We start from the raw sequence: 19,022 nt of genomic DNA on the forward strand, positions 1-19,022 counted from the left end.
AAACGGGAGGGATTCATGGTTTTGCATTCCACACGCTGGCTGGCGCTCAGCTACTTCACCTACTTTTTTAGCTACGGTATTTTTCTGCCTTTCTGGAGCGTCTGGCTCAAGGGAATTGGCCTCACCCCGGAGATGATTGGCATTCTGCTTGGCTCGGGCCTGGTGGCGCGTTTTCTCGGTAGTCTGCTTATTGCGCCGCGCGTCAGCGATCCCTCTCTTTTAATCAAAGCCGTACGTGTGCTGGCGCTGCTCACCCTGGTGTTTATGGCCGGTTTCTGGGTCAGCCAGCAGTTTGCCTGGCTGGTGGTGGTGATGGTGGGCTTTAACCTCTTCTTCTCGCCGCTGGTGCCGCTGACCGATGCGCTGGCCAATACCTGGCAGAAGCAGATCACCATGGACTATGGCCGGGTGCGGCTGTGGGGGTCGATTGCCTTTGTGATTGGCTCGGCGCTGGTGGGTAAGCTCGTCAGCCTGTATGACTACCGGGCCATTCTGGCCCTGTTGAGTATCGGGATCCTGTCGATGCTGCTCGGCATGCTGCTGCGCCCGTCGGTGATGCCGCAGGGCGAGAGCCGTCAGCAGGAGAGTGCAGGCTGGCCGGCATGGCGCTCGCTGGTCGCCCAGAGCTGGCGTTTCCTGGCCTGCGTCTGTCTGCTGCAGGGCGCGCATGCCGCCTACTATGGCTTCAGCGCTATCTACTGGCAGGGCGCCGGGTATTCAGCGTCTGCCGTGGGTTATCTCTGGTCGCTGGGCGTGGTGGCGGAAGTGATCATCTTTGCCCTCAGTAACCGGCTGTTCCGCCGCTTTGGTGCCCGGGATCTGCTCCTGCTCTCTGCCATCTGCGGCGTTGCCCGCTGGGGGATCATGGGCTGGACCACCGAGTTGCCGTGGCTGATTGTCGCGCAGATCCTGCATTGCGGCACCTTTACGGTATGCCACCTGGCGGCGATGCGCTATATCTCGGCGCGTAAAGGCAGCGATGTGATCCGTCTGCAGGCGGTCTACTCCGCCGTGGCGATGGGCGGCAGTATTGCGATCATGACTGTCTTTGCCGGCTTCCTTTACCAGCATCTCGGACACGGGGTCTTCTGGGTGATGGCGCTGGTGGCGCTGCCCGCGGTACTGCTGCGTCCGCGAGTGGCAGCGCACTAAGATTCCAGCATGGCCCGAATATGTTCCTGCTGCTGCGCATTCAACGCCTCGACGGCATGGATGAGCGGCGGCGAGAACAGGGGCAGGGCGGTGGTATAGGGTGTAACCACCAGGGCGGCCTCGCGCGGGGCGCCCTCCTTCTGGAAGGACTGTAACGTCACATAGCGAATGTTCAGCGGCAGCAGGGTCAACTCCCGCAGTTGCTGTTCAATCAGCTCCTCGCAGGCTTTATCTTCCCCGGTCAGTAACACCACCTGCTTTTCATGCAGATCGCTCTCCTGCATCAGCCAGGCGCCAAAGATCACCGCCACCAGGCTCGACTCCTCCTCAGAGAACTGCAGGCCAAACTCCGCTTCCAGCTCGAACAGCACCTCCCGGGTGGTACGCATCAGGCGGGGATAGAGACGGTGGATCTCCTCAGGCAGGCTGTTGTCGATGCCGATACCAAACAGCGAGCGGTCCAGGGCTTGCGCAATATGAACATAAAGCTGATCGATCAGCCCTTGTTCATCGCTGAACTGCATCCCGGTTTGTCCACGAAAGCGGGCAACCATACGGGCAATCGTGCGGCGCAGACGGTCATCTTCCTGATGCGCATCGCGCAGGGGATCGGGTGTGCGGAGCATCATAAACAGCAGCGCCAGAAAGGGGTGTTCATCGGCGTGGGGGACCTGCGCCACGCGACGCTGCCAGTGACGCACAATCTCCTGCGCCATCAGGTATTCATTGCGCGACTGGGTCCAGTTGCGCTGAACCACTGAAAACTCGGGGCTCAGGCCCAGATGGTGCTGGAGCAGGCAGTACTGCAGATAGAGCTGCAAAAACTGCGTATCCCGGCATTCGAACTGACGCTGCAGACGGCGCGAGCAAAAATTAATCAGTGCCCGCAGATTGGTATCGTCATATAAAGTGCGGGCGATGCCGAGCTGTTTTAGCGCGATCTTCAGAGATGGGGTAAACTGCTGCGCGATGAAGTGGGGGCAGAGGCGTAACGCCCGGCGCAACCAGTGCAGCAGGCATAAACGTTGGTTCAGGTGGCTACCTTCAAGCAGGTAGCAGCCATCATGCTGTGTCGCAATGTCGAGCTGGTGATAGCGCTGGATCTCCATGCGCATCTCGTCGATATCCTGCCGGCAGAGGGCATCATCGACACCATTGATTTCACCGATGCGTTCCAGGGTAGCGCGAAATCCTGGCACATAGAGCATCAACAGAACCTGGCAGCGGCGCTGCGAACTGGAAAGTGCAGATGGCATTTCGAGAGTTGTCATCATCTGTCGGGTTCCAGTTAGGGTGTTTGATAAGAATAGCTAAAGGATGTACCCCGTAGCGCACAATGCCGGGCATTTCCTTCAGGAATGCGGGTGAACATCACAGAATTTTTGACGTGAGGATGAGATGCAAATAGTTAAACGCAGCGCAACAACGCTTTTTTTAGCGGTTTTATCTTTTGCTGCCGCCGCGCACCCTCACAGCTTTATCACCCTGAAAACGCAAATAATGGTGAAAGACAACCAGCTTACCGGGCTGAAGATGCGCTGGGCGATGGATGAACTTACCTCCGCCGATCTGCTTTATGATGCCGGAAACGCAAAGCCGGGGGATGAAATCTGGAAAAAGCTGGCGGCAGAGGTGATGGCCAACGTGCTCGGCCAACACTACTTTACCGAGTTCTGGCATAACGGCGAGAAGGTGAAATTCCTCAACCGGCCCACCCAGTACGGTATGACTCGTCATGAGCATCAGGCGGTGCTGACCTTTATTTTGCCGCTGGCGGAGCCTCAGCCGCTGGCCGGGCAAAAATACACCTTCTCTACCTTCGACCCCTCCTACTACGTCGACATGAGCTACGCCGAGGATGACGATGTCACCCTGCCGGAGGCCGTGCAAAAAAGCTGTTCCGTCAGCGTGGAGACCCCGGAGCCGAGCGATGAGACGCTCAACTTTGCCAGTTCGCTGGATAAAGACGATGCCCCGCCGGAAGACATGGATCTCGGTAAACAGTTTGCCCAGACGGTGAGGTTGCAATGTCAGTAGTTCGCGCGCGCCGCATGTGGGATCTCTGGCCGCTGGCACTGTTTCTGGTGGCAGCGGTATCAGGGGCCGTCTGGTTATGGCAGGCGTGGCCGCAGGTGATGCGGCAGAGCATTCTCTGGCAGCGGGACGTCAATCAGCAGATGAGCGGCTTGCTGAAAGCGGTGGCCGACAATCCGACGGCAGCGGGCGGGTCGCTGCTGATTTTCAGCTTTTTATACGGCGTGCTGCACGCCCTGGGACCGGGCCATGGGAAAATCGTCATTACCACCTGGCTTGCCACTCATCCTTCAAAACTGAAATCGAGTATTGGCATAACCCTGGCCTCCTCTTTATTACAGGGGGGCGTGGCGATCGCATTGGTCGTGGGCGTGTTAACGCTGCTGCAGCTTCCGGCGCGGGATCTGCATATGAGCAGCTTCTGGCTGGAGAAGGGGAGCTATGCCCTGGTGGGCGTGCTGGGGCTGATGCTCTGCTGGCGGGCGTTAAAAAAGCTGCGCATCTTGCTGCGTAAACCCACCTTCAAAGCGTTTACGCCGCATCATGTCCATGACGCACACTGCGGCTGCGGCCATCAACATCTGCCCGGTCCGACGCAGATCCAGCGCGCTAACGACTGGCGTGCACGGACGATGATCGTTCTGTCGATGGGCATGCGGCCCTGCTCCGGGGCGATTATGGTGCTGTTGTTCAGTAAAGTGATTGGCGTGTTCAGCTGGGGCGTGGCCTCGGCGCTGGCGATGGCGGCGGGAACGGGGCTGACGATCTCTTCTCTGGCGTTGCTGGTACACGGTTTTCGTCAACTGGCGGTCAGACTCAGCGGCAATAAAGCGCCGGTGCTGTGGCGTCAGGTCGGGTGGACTACTCTGGCCTTAGCCGGTGGGGTGGTGTTGCTGGTCGCGGCGGTGATGATGTGGATCAGTGCGGTGCCGGTGGGCAGAGGGATGCGGCCGTTTTAATGATGTGAGGGCTGATGCCCTCACATTGCCCCCTTCCACGTTAAGAGGGGAGGGCGTAGGCCCGAATCGCTGCGCGCCATCCGGGCAAGACAAACAGGAATTAACGCTTCAGCGCTTCACTCAGTTCGTCACGCATGTTCGCCAGCATCGCTTTCACAACGCGTGGGTTACCTGCAACGATGTTGCCGGACAGCATGTAGTTGTGGCCGCCAGTGAAATCACACACCAGGGCACCTGCTTCACGGGCGATCAGTTCGCCAGCAGCGAAGTCCCACGGCTTCAGGCCAATTTCAAAGTAACCATCAACGCGGCCAGCGGCAACGTAGGCCAGGTCCAGCGCAGCGGAACCGGAGCGACGGAAGTCAGCGCACTCGGTAAACAGTTTGCCCAGAATTTTCATGTAAGCAGGTGCGTGCTGTTTGGCTTTGAACGGGAAACCGGTCGCCAGGATGGTGCCGTCAAGATCGCGAGCGTTGGTGCCGCGCAGACGGTAGCCATTCAGCTGCGCGCCCTGACCACGGGTCGCGGTGAAGAGTTCGTTACGCATTGGATCGTAAACCACAGCGACTTCAGTACGGCCTTTGATGCGTACGGCGATAGAAACAGAGAAGTGTGGCAGACGTTTAACGAAGTTGGTGGTGCCATCCAGTGGATCAATAACCCATTGAACATCCTGATCTTCGCCTACGTGCTCACCGCTTTCTTCGGTGATGATGGTGTGCTGCGGGTAAGATTTGCGAATGGTTTCGATAATCATCGCTTCTGCGGCTTTATCGACGTTGGTCACAAAATCATTGCTGCCTTTCTGGCTGGTTTCTACGGAATCTGGAGTTTCGTAGTGTTTGGCAATTACATTACCCGCCTTGCGCGCTGCGCGCACGGCGATGGTCAACATAGGATGTTGCATCGGTTACTCTCACTGGATGTTAAAGAACGGGGGATACGAAAACGGCGCAGAGTATAGCAGCGGGATCGGATTCTGTCTCTCGTTTATGATAACATCACCAAATATTGTTCATATCTCAGAAAAACTATGCTGCAAAATATCCGAATCGTGCTGGTCGAGACATCGCATACCGGCAATATGGGCTCCGTGGCCCGTGCTATGAAAACCATGGGCTTAACCAATCTCTGGCTGGTTAACCCGCTGGTCAAACCTGACTCACAGGCCATCGCGCTCGCCGCGGGTGCCAGTGACGTCATTGGCAATGCGCAAATTGTCGATACCCTTGATGAAGCCCTGGCTGGCTGTAGCCTGGTGGTCGGCACCAGTGCGCGTTCGCGCACCCTGCCGTGGCCGATGCTCGATCCGCGTGAATGCGGGCTGAAAAGCATTGCCGAAGGTCAGCATGCGCCGGTGGCGCTGGTGTTTGGCCGTGAGCGCGTGGGTCTGACGAACGATGAACTGCAGAAGTGTCATTATCATGTCGCCATTGCCGCTAACCCGGAGTACAGCTCGCTGAACCTGGCGATGGCCGTGCAGGTGATCGCCTACGAAGTGCGGATGGCGTGGCTGGCCACCCAGGAAAAAGAGACGTACGCTGCACCGGAAGAGACGCCGTACCCGCTGGTGGACGATCTGGAGCGTTTCTATGGTCATCTGGAGCAGACCCTGCTCGCCACCGGCTTTATTCGCGCTGGCCATCCAGGGCAGGTGATGAACCGACTGCGCCGCCTCTTTACCCGTGCTCGCCCGGAAAGCCAGGAACTGAACATCCTGCGCGGTATTCTGGCGTCGATTGAGCAAAAGAATAAAGAGTAAGGCTGATGTCCGGCGGCGCTGCGTTTGTTCGGGCCAACGGATCGTTTGACCGGGTAAGCGAAGCGTTACCCGGCAAAAACTGATGAGCGCACAGAAGGTTAAATACCTGACTAAAACAGTCAAGTAAATAGTTGACCAAATTAGTCGGGAATGTCAGACTTGGCCCTGCTATGCAATACCCCCACTTTACAATAAAAATCCCCGGGCAGGGGCGAGTTTGAGGTTAAGTAAGACATGAGACTGACATCTAAAGGGCGTTATGCCGTGACCGCGATGCTGGACGTTGCGCTCAACTCCGAATCGGGCCCGGTTCCATTGGCTGATATTTCTGAACGTCAGGGAATCTCCCTCTCTTATCTGGAACAGCTTTTCTCCCGACTGCGTAAAAACGGCCTGGTTTCCAGCGTTCGCGGTCCTGGCGGCGGATATCTGTTAGGTAAAGACGCGGGCAGTATTGCCGTTGGCGAAGTCATTAGCGCGGTTGACGAATCCGTTGACGCGACCCGTTGCCAGGGCAAAGGCGGCTGTCAGGGCGGCGATAAATGCCTGACTCACGCGCTGTGGCGCGATCTGAGCGACCGTCTGACCGGCTTCCTGAATAACATCACCATTGGTGAACTGGTTAACAACCAGGAAGTGCTGGACGTCTCTGGTCGTCAGCACTCGCACGAGTCCCATCGTAATACCCGCGCGCAGGACGCAATCGACGTCAAATTACGCGCCTAATTTGCCCGTTATATTTCGTGCAGCAACTGCGTTGGCCGCACGTGCTGCAACATGAACTATGTAGGGCAAAAATAATAAGATTTCAGAATCAGGCCGGGGCATCGCGCCCCGTGTACTCGGTCGTACATCCAGCCGGTTGCCTGATTCCTTGCATTGAAGCGATGTACGGAGTTTAAAGAGCAATGAAATTACCTATCTATCTCGATTACTCCGCAACCACGCCGGTGGACCCGCGTGTTGCCGAGAAAATGATGCAGTGTCTGACCCTGGACGGAAACTTTGGTAACCCGGCCTCCCGTTCACACCGTTTTGGCTGGCATGCTGAAGAGGCGGTAGATATCGCCCGTAATCAGATTGCCGAGCTGGTTGGCGCTGACCCGCGTGAGATTGTTTTCACCTCCGGTGCGACCGAATCCGATAACCTGGCGATCAAAGGTGCAGCCAATTTCTATCAGAAAAAAGGCAAGCACATCATCACCAGCAAAACCGAACACAAAGCCGTGCTGGACACCTGTCGTCAGCTCGAGCGTGAAGGGTTTGAAGTGACTTACCTGGCGCCTCAGCGCAACGGTATCATCGACCTGAAAGAGCTTGAAGCGGCAATGCGTGATGACACCATTCTGGTCTCCATCATGCACGTTAACAACGAAATCGGCGTGGTGCAGGATATCGCCACTATCGGCGAGCTGTGCCGTGCACGCGGTATCATCTACCACGTTGATGCGACCCAGAGCGTGGGCAAACTGCCTATCGACCTGAGCCAGCTGAAAGTAGACCTGATGTCCTTCTCCGGCCACAAAATCTATGGCCCGAAAGGCATTGGCGCGCTGTATGTGCGTCGTAAGCCACGTATCCGTATCGAATCCCAGATGCACGGCGGCGGTCACGAGCGCGGTATGCGTTCCGGTACGCTGCCTGTTCACCAGATCGTGGGTATGGGTGAAGCCTACCGTATCGCCAAAGAAGAGATGGAAACCGAGATGGCGCGCCTGCGTACGCTGCGCAACCGTCTGTGGGAAGGGGTGAAAGATATGGAAGAGGTCTACCTGAACGGCGATCTCGAGCAGGGCGCACCGAACATTCTGAACGTCAGCTTCAACTATGTTGAAGGCGAGTCGCTGATCATGGCCCTGAAAGATCTGGCCGTCTCTTCCGGTTCTGCGTGTACTTCCGCAAGCCTCGAGCCGTCCTACGTGCTGCGCGCACTGGGCATGACCGACGAACTGGCACACAGCTCTATCCGTTTCTCTTTAGGTCGTTTTACTACCGATGAAGAGATTGACTACACCATCAAACTGGTTCGCAACTCCATTGGCCGTCTGCGTGACCTTTCTCCACTGTGGGAAATGTTCAAAGAAGGCGTGGATCTGAACAGCATTGAATGGTCACATCACTAATCGGTTTGTAAGGAGAATTCAACATGGCATACAGCGAAAAAGTTATCGATCATTACGAGAATCCACGTAACGTGGGTTCTTTCGACAACAGCGACGACAGCGTAGGCAGCGGCATGGTGGGTGCACCGGCCTGTGGCGACGTGATGAAGTTGCAGATTAAAGTCAACAATGAAGGTATCATTGAAGACGCGCGCTTCAAGACCTACGGTTGCGGTTCCGCAATCGCCTCCAGCTCCCTGGTCACCGAGTGGGTGAAGGGTAAATCTCTGGACGAAGCGCAGGCAATTAAAAATACCGATATTGCTGACGAACTCGAACTGCCGCCGGTGAAAATTCACTGCTCTATCCTGGCGGAAGATGCGATTAAAGCCGCAATTGCGGATTACAAAAGCAAACGTGACGCAAAATAATTAGTTGAGGTTGTTATGTCGATTACCCTTAGCGACAGCGCTGCCGCGCGAGTAAGCTCCTTCCTGGCAAACCGTGGCAAAGGCTTCGGCCTGCGACTGGGTGTACGCACCTCCGGCTGTTCCGGTATGGCGTATGTACTGGAATTTGTTGACGAACCTGCGGTGGACGATACCGTATTCGAAGACAAAGGCGTGAAGGTAGTGGTCGATGGTAAAAGCCTGCAGTTCCTGAATGGCACTCAGCTGGACTTTGTAAAAGAAGGCCTGAACGAAGGGTTTAAATTCACTAACCCGAACGTTAAAGACGAGTGCGGCTGCGGCGAAAGCTTCCACGTTTAATTGCGTATCACCTGCTAACCCCACCGCAGCCAGGCTGTGTGTGGGGTTTGCTTTAATCAGCTAACCCTGAGATTGTTATGGATTACTTCACCCTCTTTGGGTTACCAGCCGGGTATGAAATTGATACTCAGGCGCTGGCGGCCCGTTTCCAGGATCTGCAACGTCAGTATCATCCGGATAAATTCGCCAGCGGCACGCAGGCGGAACAACTGGCGGCGGTGCAGCACTCTGCGACCATCAATCAGGCGTGGCAAACCCTGCGCAATCCGCTGAGCCGGGCAGAATATCTGCTCTCGCGCCACGGTTTTGATCTCGCCAGTGAGCAACACACCGTTCGCGACACCGCCTTCCTGATGGAACAGCTGGAACTGCGCGAAGAGCTGGATGAGATCGAACAGGCGAAAGACGAAGCCCGTCTTGAGCGCTTTATTACGCGCGTTAAAGGCATGTTCGATACCCGCCATCAGCAGATGGTTGACCAATTGAATAACGAGACGTGGGACGTAGCGGCCGACACTGTGCGCAAGCTGCGTTTTCTCGATAAACTGCGAAGCAGTGCTGAACAACTCGAAGAAAAGCTGCTCGATTTTTAATTTCGGAAGCAATTATGGCCTTATTACAAATTAGTGAGCCGGGCTTAAGTGCCGCGCCGCACCAGCGTCGTCTGGCGGTAGGCATCGACTTAGGCACCACCAACTCGCTGGTAGCGACCGTACGCAGCGGCCAGGCTAAGACGCTGGCGGATGCGCACGGCCAACACCTGCTGCCATCTGTGGTCCACTATCAGCCCCAGGGCCACAGCGTGGGCTATGACGCCCGTGCCAACGCGGCACAAGATCCGGCCAACACCATCAGTTCGGTAAAACGCATGATGGGCCGCTCGCTGGCTGACATCCAGAGCCGTTACCCGCATCTGCCGTATCAGCTGCAGGCCAGTGAAAACGGCCTGCCGATGATCGCCACCACCGCCGGTCTGTTAAATCCGATCCGTGTTTCCGCCGATATCCTCAAGGCGCTGGCCGCCCGCGCGACCGCGACGCTGGAAGGTGAGCTGGATGGCGTAGTGATCACCGTTCCGGCCTATTTCGATGACGCTCAGCGTCAGGGCACCAAAGACGCGGCGCGTCTGGCGGGCCTCCACGTGCTGCGCCTGCTCAATGAGCCGACCGCTGCTGCCATTGCCTACGGCCTCGACTCCGGTCAGGAAGGGGTGATTGCGGTTTACGATCTCGGCGGCGGCACCTTTGATATCTCTATCCTGCGCCTGAGCCGCGGCGTGTTTGAAGTGCTGGCCACCGGCGGGGATTCCGCGCTGGGTGGGGATGACTTCGACCACCTGCTGGCGGACTACATTCGCGAGCAGGCGGGGATTACCGATCGCAGCGATGCGCGCGTACAGCGTGAACTGCTGGATGCGGCGATCGACGCCAAAATTGCGCTGAGCGATGCGCAGACGGTTACCGTAAATGTTGCTGGCTGGCAGGGTGAAATTACCCGCGACCAGTTCAGCGATCTGATTGCCCCGCTGGTGAAACGCACTCTGCTGGCCTGCCGTCGCGCGCTGAAAGATGCGGGCGTCGAGGCAGAAGAGGTGCTGGACGTGGTTATGGTCGGCGGTTCGACCCGCGTGCCGCTGGTGCGCGAGCGTGTGGGCGAATTCTTTGGCCGCACGCCGCTTACCTCCATCGACCCGGACAAAGTGGTTGCCGTAGGCGCCGCAATCCAGGCTGATATCCTGGTCGGCAACAAGCCGGACAGCGAAATGCTGCTGCTGGACGTGATCCCGCTGTCCCTTGGTTTAGAAACCATGGGTGGTCTGGTGGAGAAAGTGATCCCGCGTAACACCACCATTCCGGTGGCGCGCGCACAGGAGTTCACCACCTTTAAAGACGGCCAGACGGCGATGTCGATCCACGTGTTGCAGGGCGAGCGCGAGCTGGTCCAGGACTGTCGTTCACTGGCGCGTTTTGCGCTGCGCGGCATTCCGGCGCTTCCTGCGGGTGGGGCGCATATCCGCGTGACCTTCCAGGTGGATGCCGACGGCCTGCTGAGCGTCACGGCGATGGAAAAATCGACCGGTGTCGAATCCTCCATTCAGGTGAAGCCGTCCTACGGTCTGACCGATGGCGAAATCGCCACCATGATTCAGGACTCAATGAGCTACGCCGAGCAGGATGTGAAGGCGCGTATGCTGGCCGAACAGAAAGTCGAAGCCGCACGCGTGCTGGAAAGCCTGAATAGCGCACTCACTGCTGATGCCGCGCTGCTAAGCGCCGCTGAACGTCAGGCCATTGACGATGCCGTCGCGCAACTGGGCGCGGTCGCAGAAGGCAATGACGCTGACGCTATAGAACAAGCCATTAAAAACGTTGATAAACAAACCCAGGAGTTCGCCGCTCGCCGTATGGATCAGTCAGTCCGTACCGCGCTGAAAGGCCACTCCGTGGACGAGGTTTAATATGCCAAAGATTGTTTTTTTGCCACATGCGGACCTTTGTCCCGATGGCGCCGTTCTGGAAGCTGAGACTGGCGAAACTATCCTTAACGTTGCCCTGCGTCACGGCATCGAAGTGGAACACGCCTGTGAAAAATCCTGTGCCTGCACGACTTGCCACTGCATCGTTCGCGAGGGGTTTGACTCCCTGGCGGAGAGCACAGAAGATGAAGACGACATGCTCGATAAAGCATGGGGTCTGGAGCCGGAAAGCCGTCTGAGCTGTCAGGCGCGCGTCACCGATGAAGATCTGGTGGTCGAACTTCCGCGTTATACTCTCAACCACGCACGCGAGCATTAATATGGGACTGAAGTGGACAGACAGCCGTGAAATCGGCGAGGCGCTGTATGACGCCAACCCGGATCTCGATCCGAAGACCGTACGCTTCACCGATATGCATCAGTGGATTTGCGATCTGGAAGAGTTTGACGACGATCCCAACGCATCCAATGAAAAAATTCTGGAGGCGATTCTGTTAGTCTGGTTAGATGAAGCAGAATAATTTCCACGTCATGCTTCACGTTGCCGATGCGTTGGCTGCGCTTGTTCACCCCAGTCACAGAGTTATCTCTGCTCCTGGGGATTCACTCGCTTGCCGCGTTACTCGGCCTGCGCCTCGCCCATTCGGGGCCAGCGCAAGCGCTGTTCAAAACGCCAGAGCGTTTTGTCCCGCAACGCGAATCATTTAGTGGAAAGAGACTCTATGGGCTGCCTTCAGGCGGCCCGTTTGCTAATAAGGATAAATAAAAATGACCGAAGCGATGAAGATTACGCTCTCTACTCAGCCAGCCGATGCGCGCTGGGGTGAAAAAGCGACTTACAGCATCAATAATGACGGCATTACCCTGCACCTTAACGGCAGCGACGATTTAGGTCTGATTCAGCGCGCGGCCCGTAAAATCGACGGTCTGGGTATCAAGCACGTTACCCTCGATGGCGAAGGCTGGGATGTGGATCGCAGCTGGGCATTTTCGTCGGGCTACAAAGGCCCAAAAGGTACCCGCAAAATTGAGTGGGCTAACCTTGATGCGGCAGCGCAAAAAGAGCTGACCAGCCGTCTCACCATTATTGACTGGGTGCGCGACACCATCAACGCCCCGGCGGAAGAGTTAGGCCCGGAGCAGCTGGCGCAGCGTGCAGTGGATCTGCTGAACAACGTGGCAGGCGATAACGTCTCTTACCGCATCACCAAAGGTGAAGATCTGCGCGAGCAGAACTACATGGGCATTCACACCGTCGGTCGCGGCTCTGAGCGCCCACCGGTTCTGCTGGCCCTGGATTACAACCCAACCGGCGATAAAGCGGCCCCTGTCTTCGCCTGCCTGGTCGGGAAAGGCATCACCTTCGATACCGGCGGTTACAGCCTGAAGCAGAGCGCGTTCATGGACTCAATGAAGTCCGATATGGGCGGCGCGGCCACCATTACCGGCGCACTGGCCTTTGCCATCACCCGTGGTCTGAACAAGCGCGTGAAGCTGTATCTGTGCTGCGCCGACAACATGGTGAGCGGTAACGCCTTTAAGCTGGGCGACATCATCCGCTACCGCAACGGCAAAAACGTCGAAGTGATGAACACCGACGCCGAAGGCCGTCTGGTGTTGGCCGATGGCCTGATTGACGCCTGTGCGCAGAAACCAGAGCTGATCATCGATATGGCGACCCTGACCGGGGCCGCGAAAACCGCGCTGGGCAACGATTATCACGCGCTGTTCAGCTTCGACGACAAGCTGGCGAACCGCCTGCTGGCAAGTGCTGCCGCCGAGAACGAGCCGTTCTGGCGTCTGCCGCTGGCTGAGTTCCACCGCAACCAGTTGCCGTCAAACTTTGCCGAACTGAATAACACCGCCAGCGCGGCTTACCCGGCAGGCGCAAGCACCGCCGCCGGTTTCCTGTCGCACTTCGTTGAAAACTATCGCGAAGGCTGGCTGCACATCGACTGCTCCGCGACCTACCGTAAAGCAGCGGTCGAGCAGTGGTCTGCCGGCGCTACCGGTCTGGGCGTACGTACCATTGCGAACCTGCTGACGGCTGAGTAACTTTTTCCCCCTCAACCCAGCCCTCTCCCTGTAGGGGAGAGGGTGTCCATATTCCCTCTTGCCTCTGGAAGAGGGTTTGGGTGAGGGGCAAATGCACCATCTGGAACTTTTATGTCAGAAACCAAAAACGAATTAGAAACTCTGCTGGAGAAAGCGGCCACCGAGCCAGCCCATCGTCCGGCCTTTTTCCGCACGCTGCTGGAGTCCACCGTCTGGGTGCCCGGCACCGCCGCGGAAGGTGAGCAGGTTGTTGAGGACAGCGCGCTGGATCTGCTGCACTGGGAAAAAGATGACGGCACTTCGGTGATCCCGTTCTTCTCCTCGCTGGCGGCCTTGCAGGAAGCAGTGGAAGATGAGCAGGCGTTCGTGGTGATGCCGGTACGCACGCTGTTTGAGATGACGCTGGGCGAAACCCTGTTCCTGAACGCCAAACTGCCGACCGGAAAAGAGTTCACCCCGCGCGAAATCAGTCATCTGATTGGCGAGGAGGGCAACCCGCTCAGTACCCAGGAGGTGCTGGAAGGCGGTGAGTCGCTGCTGCTGTCGGAAGTGGCCGAGCCACCGGCGCAGATGATCGACTCCCTGACCACCCTTTTCCAAACCATCAAACCCGTCAAACGCGCGTTTCTCTGCTCCATCAAAGAGCAGGCTGACGAACAGCCAGTGTTGCTGATTGGCATCGAGGCGGATGGTGAGATCGACGATATCATTCAGGCCGCGGGCAGCGTCGCGACTGACACCCTGCCGGGCGACGAGCCGATCGATATCTGCCGGGTAGTCAAAGGGGAGAAGGGCATTAGCCACTTTATCACCGAACACATCACGCCGTTCTACGAACGCCGCTGGGGTGGCTTCCTGCGCGATTTCAAAAACAACCGTATTATCTGAATCCTTGCGGGGTGAGCACTCACCCCGTTGCTTCCAGCAGCAGTAAATCCATCAGCAGCACCAGGTTCGACTCAAACGACGTCACCCCTGCGGCTTCGGCGGCGAAATGCACCGCTTCGTCGTACAAGGCAAAATGTAGATCCGCCATCCCCGCCAGGGTGTTCGCGGAGGCGCGGGTAAAGGCCACTACCGTCATTCCCACGTTCTGCGCGATACGCGCCTTATCCAGCACCTGCTCTGTTTCCCCACTGCGCGAGACCGCGATGAAGACCTGATAGCGCGAGGCATTACTGAGGAAAATGTTGCGGCTGTCGCCCGGGCCAGAGATAAACGCCGTCTTGCCCAGTACCTGCAGTTTTTTGGTCAGGTACTCGGCAAAAAGATAGGAAAAGCCCGCGCCATAAAGAAAGAAGCTCTCTTTTTCCCGCAGCAGTTCAGCAAAGCGGCGACGTTTTTCCGGCGTCGCCCACTGAAAGGTCTGCTGGTAGTTGGCGATGAACTGATTAAACAGCACCGGTAATTCTGCCGTCTGGCTGGCTTCAGCCGCAATGTGCGGCGTATCGCTCAACAGCTGCTTGCAGTGCCAGGTGAACTCGCTGAAACCGCTGAACCCCAGCTTGCGGCACAGGCGCATGATGGTGGCGGTGGAGACGAACGTGGCCTGCGCCAGCTCTCGCACCCGGATGTGGCCCACCAGCAGCGGATGCTCGGTGAGGTGGGCCAGCACGCGATACTCTGTGCGGGTCAGAGACTCCCCGCGCGTTAACAATGTCGCGAGACGGTTATCCATTACTGTGACGGTTCAACCGGCAGATCGTCCCGCGCACCCCATTCACTCCACGCACCGTCATAGAGCGTGACGTCGGTTTTGCCGAGGGTCGCCAGCGCCAGAATGACCACACAGGCGGTGACGCCGGAGCCACAGCTGGCGACGATCGGCTGATGCAGATCCACACCCTGACGCGAGAAAATCTCACGCAGCTCGTCGGTGGTTTTCAGCTCACCTTCAAACACCAAATCGCCCCAGGGCACATTAAGCGCGCCGGGGATATGGCCGCGCTTGAGGCCTGGCCGCGGTTCGTCGGCCTCGGCGTTGAAGCGCGGGGCAGGGCGAGCATCGACAATCTGTGCGGTCTGCTCGTGGCTTGCCAGCAGCACGTCGGTAACACGCTTGATAGCCCCGGCGTCGAAGCTGGCTTCAAAATCGCCGTCTGGCAGGGAGACGTCGCCCTGCTGAAGCGGCAACTCAGCCCGCTGCCAGCCGGCAAGACCGCCCGCCAGGATCGATACCTTTTCGACGCCAAAGGTTTTCAGCATCCACCAGGCGCGGGGGGCAGAGAAGAGATTCCCTTCATCGTAAATAACCAGATGCTTATCATGGCTGACGCCCAGCTCGCGCATGGCAACGGCAAAGGCTTCCGGGCGCGGCATCATATGCGGCAGGGGAGAGGTGTGATCGGAGAGGGCTTCAATATCAAAAAATACCGCCCCTGGCAGATGCCCGGCGCGGTATTCCGCGGGAACGTCACGATGCTCCTGACCCGGCGGCGCCATACGCGCGTCGAGGATCTGAACTTCAGGGTCATCACTGTGCTCAATCAGCCAGTCGGCTGCGACAAAATACGAGGTGGACATGGTTGCCTCCATTAATGAATCCATTGATGGATTGTCGGTGTTTTTTCTGACCCCGACAAGCGGACCACGTTCAACTCGCGAGCAAGCCCTTATTTTTTCACTGCTTCCCCATCCTGCCACGCTTTTTGCAGCGCCGGCCAGTAGGCCTGGTTGGCTTCAATCATCTCATCCAGAATCGCTTTGGCATGCTCCATCGTCGGCACGGTGCGGTTGAGGGTAAACGCCTGCAACGCTTTTTCGTAACTGCCTTCGATGGTGGCTTCGACCAGTAACTGCTCCGAGGCCAGCTGCTGTTGCAGCAGGGTCTGGTGGAACAGCGGCACCCGGCCAATGCGGATCGGCTCTGGTCCCTCGCTGGTGATATACGCTGGCACCTCGACCATCGCGTCATACGGCAGGTTGACGATCGCCCCCCGGTTTTCCACCATCACCAGATGGCGCTGACGCAGGTTAAACGCCAGTGAGCGGGCCACATCCACAATAAACTCGCCATGAACGCCCACATGGAACGCATCCGGCAGGATCCCGGTCTGTTTATACTCCTCGGCGGCGGCAAACAGTTTTTTCTCACGACCGTTCATCACTTCGTTGGCGCGGGTATAGTCCGGGTTCTGGTGCTCCACAATCTGATTCGGCATCAGGTAGTACTGCAGATACGGGTTCGGCAGATACTCGGGGAAGTTATCCATGATCGGCTTAATGTTGCGCCAGGTTTTCACCCACGACGGATCCGAGTGCTGCGGGTCGGTTTTGGCTGCATCTTCGGTCAGCAGGCCAAATTTGGCGACATGGCGGCGCACCTCCGGCAATTTATCCTCGCCATCCACCAGTATCCGGGTAAACCAGCCGAAGTGGTTAAGGCCAAAGTAATCCACCTCCAGCTTGTGGCGATCCACACCCAGAATGGCCCCTATGTTACGCATGGCTGCGACCGGCATATCGCAAATATTCAGCACCCGGGCTTCTGGCCGCAGGCGGCGCACACCCTCGGCGACGATGGCCGCCGGGTTAGAGTAGTTAACGATCCACGCTTTTTCGTGGGCATAACGATCAACCATGTCGATCAGCTCAACCATTGGCAGGATGGTGCGCAAACCGTACGCCAGCCCGCCCGGGCCGCAGGTCTCCTGGCCGACAACGCCGTGACGCAGGGGGATCTTCTCATCCTGCTCGCGCATTTTGTACTGACCGACACGCATCTGGGCGAAGACGAAATGGGCACCGCTAAAGGCCACTTCCGGGTCGCTGGTGACGATAAATTTAATGCTCTGACTGTGATCGCGAATCACCTTCTCCACCACAGGCGCGATGGTGTTTTGCCGCGCGTCATCAATGTCGTAGAGGCGAATTTCCGCCAGCGGGAATTTGTCCAGCTGCACCATCAGGCTTTTCACAATCCCTGGCGTATAGGTGCTGCCACCACCGGCGATAGAGAGAATAAATGGGGGTGTAATCATGTTTATCTCCTTCAGAGAACCGTCTCGACCGCTTCTCGCATTTTTTTGACATGCAGCCCGTAGACCACCTGAACGTTATTACCTTGCTTGATAATGCCTTTCGCGCCCGTCGCCTTGAGCCGCGGCTCGTCTATGATGGCGACATCTTTCACCGTGACGCGCAGGCGGGTGTAGCAGTTGTCCACCACTTCAATATTTTCGCGACCGCCGAGGCCAACGATAATCGCCTCGCCCAGTCCATCATTACTGCCTTTCGCCTGGTACTCCTGCTTGCTGTACAGACGGGTCTCCTGATCCTCTTCTTCGCGCCCTGGGGTCTTCATGCGGAAATGCAGGATCAGGAAGCGGAAGACCACGAAGTAGAGAACGAACATGATCAGCCCGACCAGGATGTACATCGGCCAGTTGGATTTTTCAGTGCCCAGCGGCAGGTTATAAAGAATGAAATCGATAATGCCGTTGGCCCCGATGGCGTGAACGCCCAGCAGATAAAAGAGCATCATGCCGATCCCGGTCAGCACCGCGTGCACCACAAACAGCAGCGGGGCGACGAACAGGAAAGAGAATTCAATTGGCTCGGTCACGCCGACCAGCAGAGAGGTGAGCGCCGCCGGGATCAGAATCGCTTTCGCCGCGGCTTTACGCTCCGGTTTCGCCGTCATGTACATCGCCAGCGCGGCGGCAGGCAGGCCAAACATTTTGCTGATACCGCGGGCATCCCACACCACGGTTCTGCTGAGCTGCTTCACCTCCGGGCAGGCCATCTCGGCAAAGTAGATATTACGTGCGCCCTGATAGGTTGCGCCGCAGACCTCCTGGGTACCGCCCAGTTCGGTGTAAAGGAACGGGGTATAGACCAGATGGTGCAGGCCGGTCGGCACCAGGATGCGCTCAAGGAAGCCGTAAATCGCCACGCCAAACGCTCCGGAACCTTTAATGGCTAAGGCCATGGCGCTGATCCCGTTCTGGGCAAACGGCCACAGCTCGCTCATCACCACGCCCAGTAGCATAGAGACCGGCAGCATAATAATGGCGACGAAGCAGTGCCCCGAGTAGATGGCCATCGCGCCGTTAAACTGCACCCCGGAATATTTGTTATAGAGGTAGCCCGACAGCGCCCCGGTGAGGATCCCGGCAAACACGCCCATCTCCAGCACCTGTACGCCCAGCACCATGCTTTGTCCGGCCGCTTTCATCTGATCCGCAGGAGCCAGCGCGCCCTGTAAATTCAGGGTCACGTTCATGGCATTAATAAACACCACAAAGGTCACCAGGCCAATCAGTGCCGCGTAACCTTTGTCTCGCGACGCCAGACCAATGGGGATCCCCACGGCAAACACCAGCGCCAGGTTCACCAGCACCGAGACGGCAGATTTTGATATCAGCTGGCCGATACTCTGGATCAGCGGATGGCCCAGGAACGGCAGATACCCGGCAAGAGCACCGTTACCCAGTACGTTACCAAAGGCGATGAACAGACCGACAATAGGCAGGATGAGTACCGGTCCGTACAGCGATTTACCGAAATTTTGTAGGGCGTTCACGGCTCGTTTCATGTCTTTCTCTCTTATTGAACCGCGCACTCAGGGTGCGTCATAGCGTTAAAATTAGCAGGGTAAACGCGGAGTTAGCCAGCTATCTCGTTGTTTTAAAAACAAATGACGTTAAAGGTTACATGTAACCTTACAGGCTGTGATCGCCGTAGCAGCGGGATATCATCTGGCACCAAAAT

20 protein-coding genes are annotated in these 19,022 nt (G+C 57.4%); 14 read left to right on the forward strand and 6 right to left on the reverse strand.

The genetic code is table 11. From position 1 onward, the window contains the following. Nucleotides 1–15 precede the first annotated feature (15 nt). Complete coding sequence (locus ABIE02_RS05540; RefSeq protein ID WP_032613141.1) at nucleotides 16–1,152, forward strand: 3-phenylpropionate MFS transporter; 1,137 nt, start codon at nucleotides 16–18, stop codon at nucleotides 1,150–1,152. On the opposite strand, the gene csiE is transcribed toward ABIE02_RS05540, so the two are convergent. Continuing rightward, complete coding sequence (csiE, locus tag ABIE02_RS05545) at nucleotides 1,149–2,426, reverse strand: stationary phase inducible protein CsiE (protein WP_336994429.1); 1,278 nt, start codon at nucleotides 2,424–2,426, stop codon at nucleotides 1,149–1,151. The two genes, ABIE02_RS05540 and csiE, sit on opposite strands and share 4 nt — an antisense overlap. 124 nt (nucleotides 2,427–2,550) lie before the next feature. On the opposite strand from csiE, the gene ABIE02_RS05550 reads away from it, so the two are divergent. Beyond that, nucleotides 2,551–3,189 carry a DUF1007 family protein gene (locus tag ABIE02_RS05550; protein ID WP_032613138.1) on the forward strand — a complete coding sequence of 213 codons (639 nt, stop codon included), beginning with the start codon at nucleotides 2,551–2,553 and terminating at the stop codon, nucleotides 3,187–3,189. Next, on the forward strand, nucleotides 3,180–4,145 hold the full coding sequence (locus ABIE02_RS05555) for a nickel/cobalt transporter (RefSeq protein WP_336994430.1): 966 nt from the start codon (nucleotides 3,180–3,182) through the stop codon (nucleotides 4,143–4,145). The genes ABIE02_RS05550 and ABIE02_RS05555 overlap by 10 nt, the downstream gene beginning before the upstream one ends. 100 nt (nucleotides 4,146–4,245) lie before the next feature. Here ABIE02_RS05555 and suhB read toward each other — a convergent pair whose 3' ends face one another. After that, complete coding sequence (gene suhB, locus ABIE02_RS05560) at nucleotides 4,246–5,052, reverse strand: inositol-1-monophosphatase (protein WP_114144796.1); 807 nt, start codon at nucleotides 5,050–5,052, stop codon at nucleotides 4,246–4,248. A 126-nt stretch (nucleotides 5,053–5,178) separates the two neighbouring features. Between suhB and trmJ the strand changes: the two genes are divergently transcribed. From trmJ to sseB, 11 genes are all read left to right on the forward strand, one after another. Continuing rightward, the gene (trmJ, locus tag ABIE02_RS05565; RefSeq protein ID WP_059307397.1) at nucleotides 5,179–5,907 is read left to right on the forward strand and encodes a tRNA (cytosine(32)/uridine(32)-2'-O)-methyltransferase TrmJ; all 729 of its coding nucleotides are present in this window, start codon (nucleotides 5,179–5,181) and stop codon (nucleotides 5,905–5,907) included. Between the two features lie 234 nt (nucleotides 5,908–6,141). Further along, nucleotides 6,142–6,633 (forward strand): Fe-S cluster assembly transcriptional regulator IscR, encoded by a 492-nt coding sequence (gene iscR, locus ABIE02_RS05570; RefSeq protein WP_032613130.1) that lies wholly within the window; start codon nucleotides 6,142–6,144, stop codon nucleotides 6,631–6,633. Between the two features lie 182 nt (nucleotides 6,634–6,815). Then, on the forward strand, nucleotides 6,816–8,030 hold the full coding sequence (locus tag ABIE02_RS05575; RefSeq protein WP_032613128.1) for an IscS subfamily cysteine desulfurase: 1,215 nt from the start codon (nucleotides 6,816–6,818) through the stop codon (nucleotides 8,028–8,030). Nucleotides 8,031–8,053: 23 nt separating this feature from the next. Beyond that, nucleotides 8,054–8,440, forward strand: a complete 387-nt coding sequence (gene iscU / locus ABIE02_RS05580) for a Fe-S cluster assembly scaffold IscU (protein WP_032613127.1) — start codon at nucleotides 8,054–8,056, stop codon at nucleotides 8,438–8,440. A 15-nt stretch (nucleotides 8,441–8,455) separates the two neighbouring features. After that, nucleotides 8,456–8,779, forward strand: a complete 324-nt coding sequence (gene iscA, locus ABIE02_RS05585; RefSeq protein ID WP_032613125.1) for an iron-sulfur cluster assembly protein IscA — start codon at nucleotides 8,456–8,458, stop codon at nucleotides 8,777–8,779. A 77-nt stretch (nucleotides 8,780–8,856) separates the two neighbouring features. Further along, nucleotides 8,857–9,372, forward strand: coding sequence for a co-chaperone HscB (gene hscB, locus ABIE02_RS05590; protein WP_032613123.1), 516 nt, complete (start codon nucleotides 8,857–8,859; stop codon nucleotides 9,370–9,372). A 14-nt stretch (nucleotides 9,373–9,386) separates the two neighbouring features. Beyond that, on the forward strand, nucleotides 9,387–11,237 hold the full coding sequence (gene hscA / locus ABIE02_RS05595) for a Fe-S protein assembly chaperone HscA (RefSeq protein WP_336994431.1): 1,851 nt from the start codon (nucleotides 9,387–9,389) through the stop codon (nucleotides 11,235–11,237). 1 nt (nucleotide 11,238) lies between these two features. Beyond that, the gene (gene fdx, locus ABIE02_RS05600; RefSeq protein ID WP_032613120.1) at nucleotides 11,239–11,574 is read left to right on the forward strand and encodes an ISC system 2Fe-2S type ferredoxin; all 336 of its coding nucleotides are present in this window, start codon (nucleotides 11,239–11,241) and stop codon (nucleotides 11,572–11,574) included. A gap of 1 nt (nucleotide 11,575) precedes the next feature. Then, nucleotides 11,576–11,776, forward strand: coding sequence for a Fe-S cluster assembly protein IscX (iscX, locus tag ABIE02_RS05605; RefSeq protein ID WP_032613119.1), 201 nt, complete (start codon nucleotides 11,576–11,578; stop codon nucleotides 11,774–11,776). Nucleotides 11,777–12,023: 247 nt separating this feature from the next. Next, entirely contained in the window at nucleotides 12,024–13,310 is a 1,287-nt protein-coding gene (pepB, locus tag ABIE02_RS05610) for an aminopeptidase PepB (protein ID WP_059307398.1), read from the forward strand. 111 nt (nucleotides 13,311–13,421) lie between these two features. Continuing rightward, a complete protein-coding gene (gene sseB, locus ABIE02_RS05615) occupies nucleotides 13,422–14,198 on the forward strand; it encodes an enhanced serine sensitivity protein SseB (RefSeq protein WP_032613116.1) in 777 nt (258 codons plus the stop codon). A gap of 19 nt (nucleotides 14,199–14,217) precedes the next feature. On the opposite strand, the gene ABIE02_RS05620 is transcribed toward sseB, so the two are convergent. From ABIE02_RS05620 to ABIE02_RS05635, 4 genes are all read right to left on the reverse strand, one after another. Then, nucleotides 14,218–14,988 carry a MurR/RpiR family transcriptional regulator gene (locus tag ABIE02_RS05620; protein WP_336994432.1) on the reverse strand — a complete coding sequence of 257 codons (771 nt, stop codon included), beginning with the start codon at nucleotides 14,986–14,988 and terminating at the stop codon, nucleotides 14,218–14,220. Then, a complete protein-coding gene (gene sseA / locus ABIE02_RS05625; RefSeq protein ID WP_059309079.1) occupies nucleotides 14,988–15,833 on the reverse strand; it encodes a 3-mercaptopyruvate sulfurtransferase in 846 nt (281 codons plus the stop codon). The genes ABIE02_RS05620 and sseA overlap by 1 nt, the downstream gene beginning before the upstream one ends. A gap of 89 nt (nucleotides 15,834–15,922) precedes the next feature. After that, nucleotides 15,923–17,290: a 6-phospho-alpha-glucosidase gene (locus tag ABIE02_RS05630; RefSeq protein ID WP_032613113.1), complete on the reverse strand. Its 1,368-nt coding sequence runs from the start codon at nucleotides 17,288–17,290 to the stop codon at nucleotides 15,923–15,925. Between the two features lie 11 nt (nucleotides 17,291–17,301). Beyond that, on the reverse strand, nucleotides 17,302–18,846 hold the full coding sequence (locus ABIE02_RS05635) for a PTS transporter subunit EIIC (RefSeq protein ID WP_429211240.1): 1,545 nt from the start codon (nucleotides 18,844–18,846) through the stop codon (nucleotides 17,302–17,304). Nucleotides 18,847–19,022 lie beyond the last annotated feature (176 nt).

This window comes from Leclercia sp. 1548 (assembly GCF_050435045.1).
GTDB lineage: Bacteria > Pseudomonadota > Gammaproteobacteria > Enterobacterales > Enterobacteriaceae > Enterobacter > Enterobacter adecarboxylatus.

Bases quoted from the DNA above. Each gene is read 5' to 3' on its own strand.
- ABIE02_RS05575 (WP_032613128.1), top strand. From the start codon at position 6,816: ATGAAATTACCTATCTATCTCGATTACTCCGCAACCACGCCGGTGGAC.
- ABIE02_RS05630 (WP_032613113.1), bottom strand. From the start codon at position 17,290: ATGATTACACCCCCATTTATTCTCTCTATCGCCGGTGGTGGCAGCACC.
- ABIE02_RS05540 (WP_032613141.1), top strand. From the start codon at position 16: ATGGTTTTGCATTCCACACGCTGGCTGGCGCTCAGCTACTTCACCTAC.
- ABIE02_RS05550 (WP_032613138.1), top strand. From the start codon at position 2,551: ATGCAAATAGTTAAACGCAGCGCAACAACGCTTTTTTTAGCGGTTTTA.
- sseB (WP_032613116.1), top strand. From the start codon at position 13,422: ATGTCAGAAACCAAAAACGAATTAGAAACTCTGCTGGAGAAAGCGGCC.
- sseA (WP_059309079.1), bottom strand. From the start codon at position 15,833: ATGTCCACCTCGTATTTTGTCGCAGCCGACTGGCTGATTGAGCACAGT.
- fdx (WP_032613120.1), top strand. From the start codon at position 11,239: ATGCCAAAGATTGTTTTTTTGCCACATGCGGACCTTTGTCCCGATGGC.
- hscA (WP_336994431.1), top strand. From the start codon at position 9,387: ATGGCCTTATTACAAATTAGTGAGCCGGGCTTAAGTGCCGCGCCGCAC.
- pepB (WP_059307398.1), top strand. From the start codon at position 12,024: ATGACCGAAGCGATGAAGATTACGCTCTCTACTCAGCCAGCCGATGCG.
- iscA (WP_032613125.1), top strand. From the start codon at position 8,456: ATGTCGATTACCCTTAGCGACAGCGCTGCCGCGCGAGTAAGCTCCTTC.
- ABIE02_RS05555 (WP_336994430.1), top strand. From the start codon at position 3,180: ATGTCAGTAGTTCGCGCGCGCCGCATGTGGGATCTCTGGCCGCTGGCA.
- trmJ (WP_059307397.1), top strand. From the start codon at position 5,179: ATGCTGCAAAATATCCGAATCGTGCTGGTCGAGACATCGCATACCGGC.
- iscU (WP_032613127.1), top strand. From the start codon at position 8,054: ATGGCATACAGCGAAAAAGTTATCGATCATTACGAGAATCCACGTAAC.
- hscB (WP_032613123.1), top strand. From the start codon at position 8,857: ATGGATTACTTCACCCTCTTTGGGTTACCAGCCGGGTATGAAATTGAT.
- iscX (WP_032613119.1), top strand. From the start codon at position 11,576: ATGGGACTGAAGTGGACAGACAGCCGTGAAATCGGCGAGGCGCTGTAT.
- ABIE02_RS05620 (WP_336994432.1), bottom strand. From the start codon at position 14,988: ATGGATAACCGTCTCGCGACATTGTTAACGCGCGGGGAGTCTCTGACC.
- ABIE02_RS05635 (WP_429211240.1), bottom strand. From the start codon at position 18,846: ATGAAACGAGCCGTGAACGCCCTACAAAATTTCGGTAAATCGCTGTAC.
- suhB (WP_114144796.1), bottom strand. From the start codon at position 5,052: ATGCAACATCCTATGTTGACCATCGCCGTGCGCGCAGCGCGCAAGGCG.
- iscR (WP_032613130.1), top strand. From the start codon at position 6,142: ATGAGACTGACATCTAAAGGGCGTTATGCCGTGACCGCGATGCTGGAC.
- csiE (WP_336994429.1), bottom strand. From the start codon at position 2,426: ATGATGACAACTCTCGAAATGCCATCTGCACTTTCCAGTTCGCAGCGC.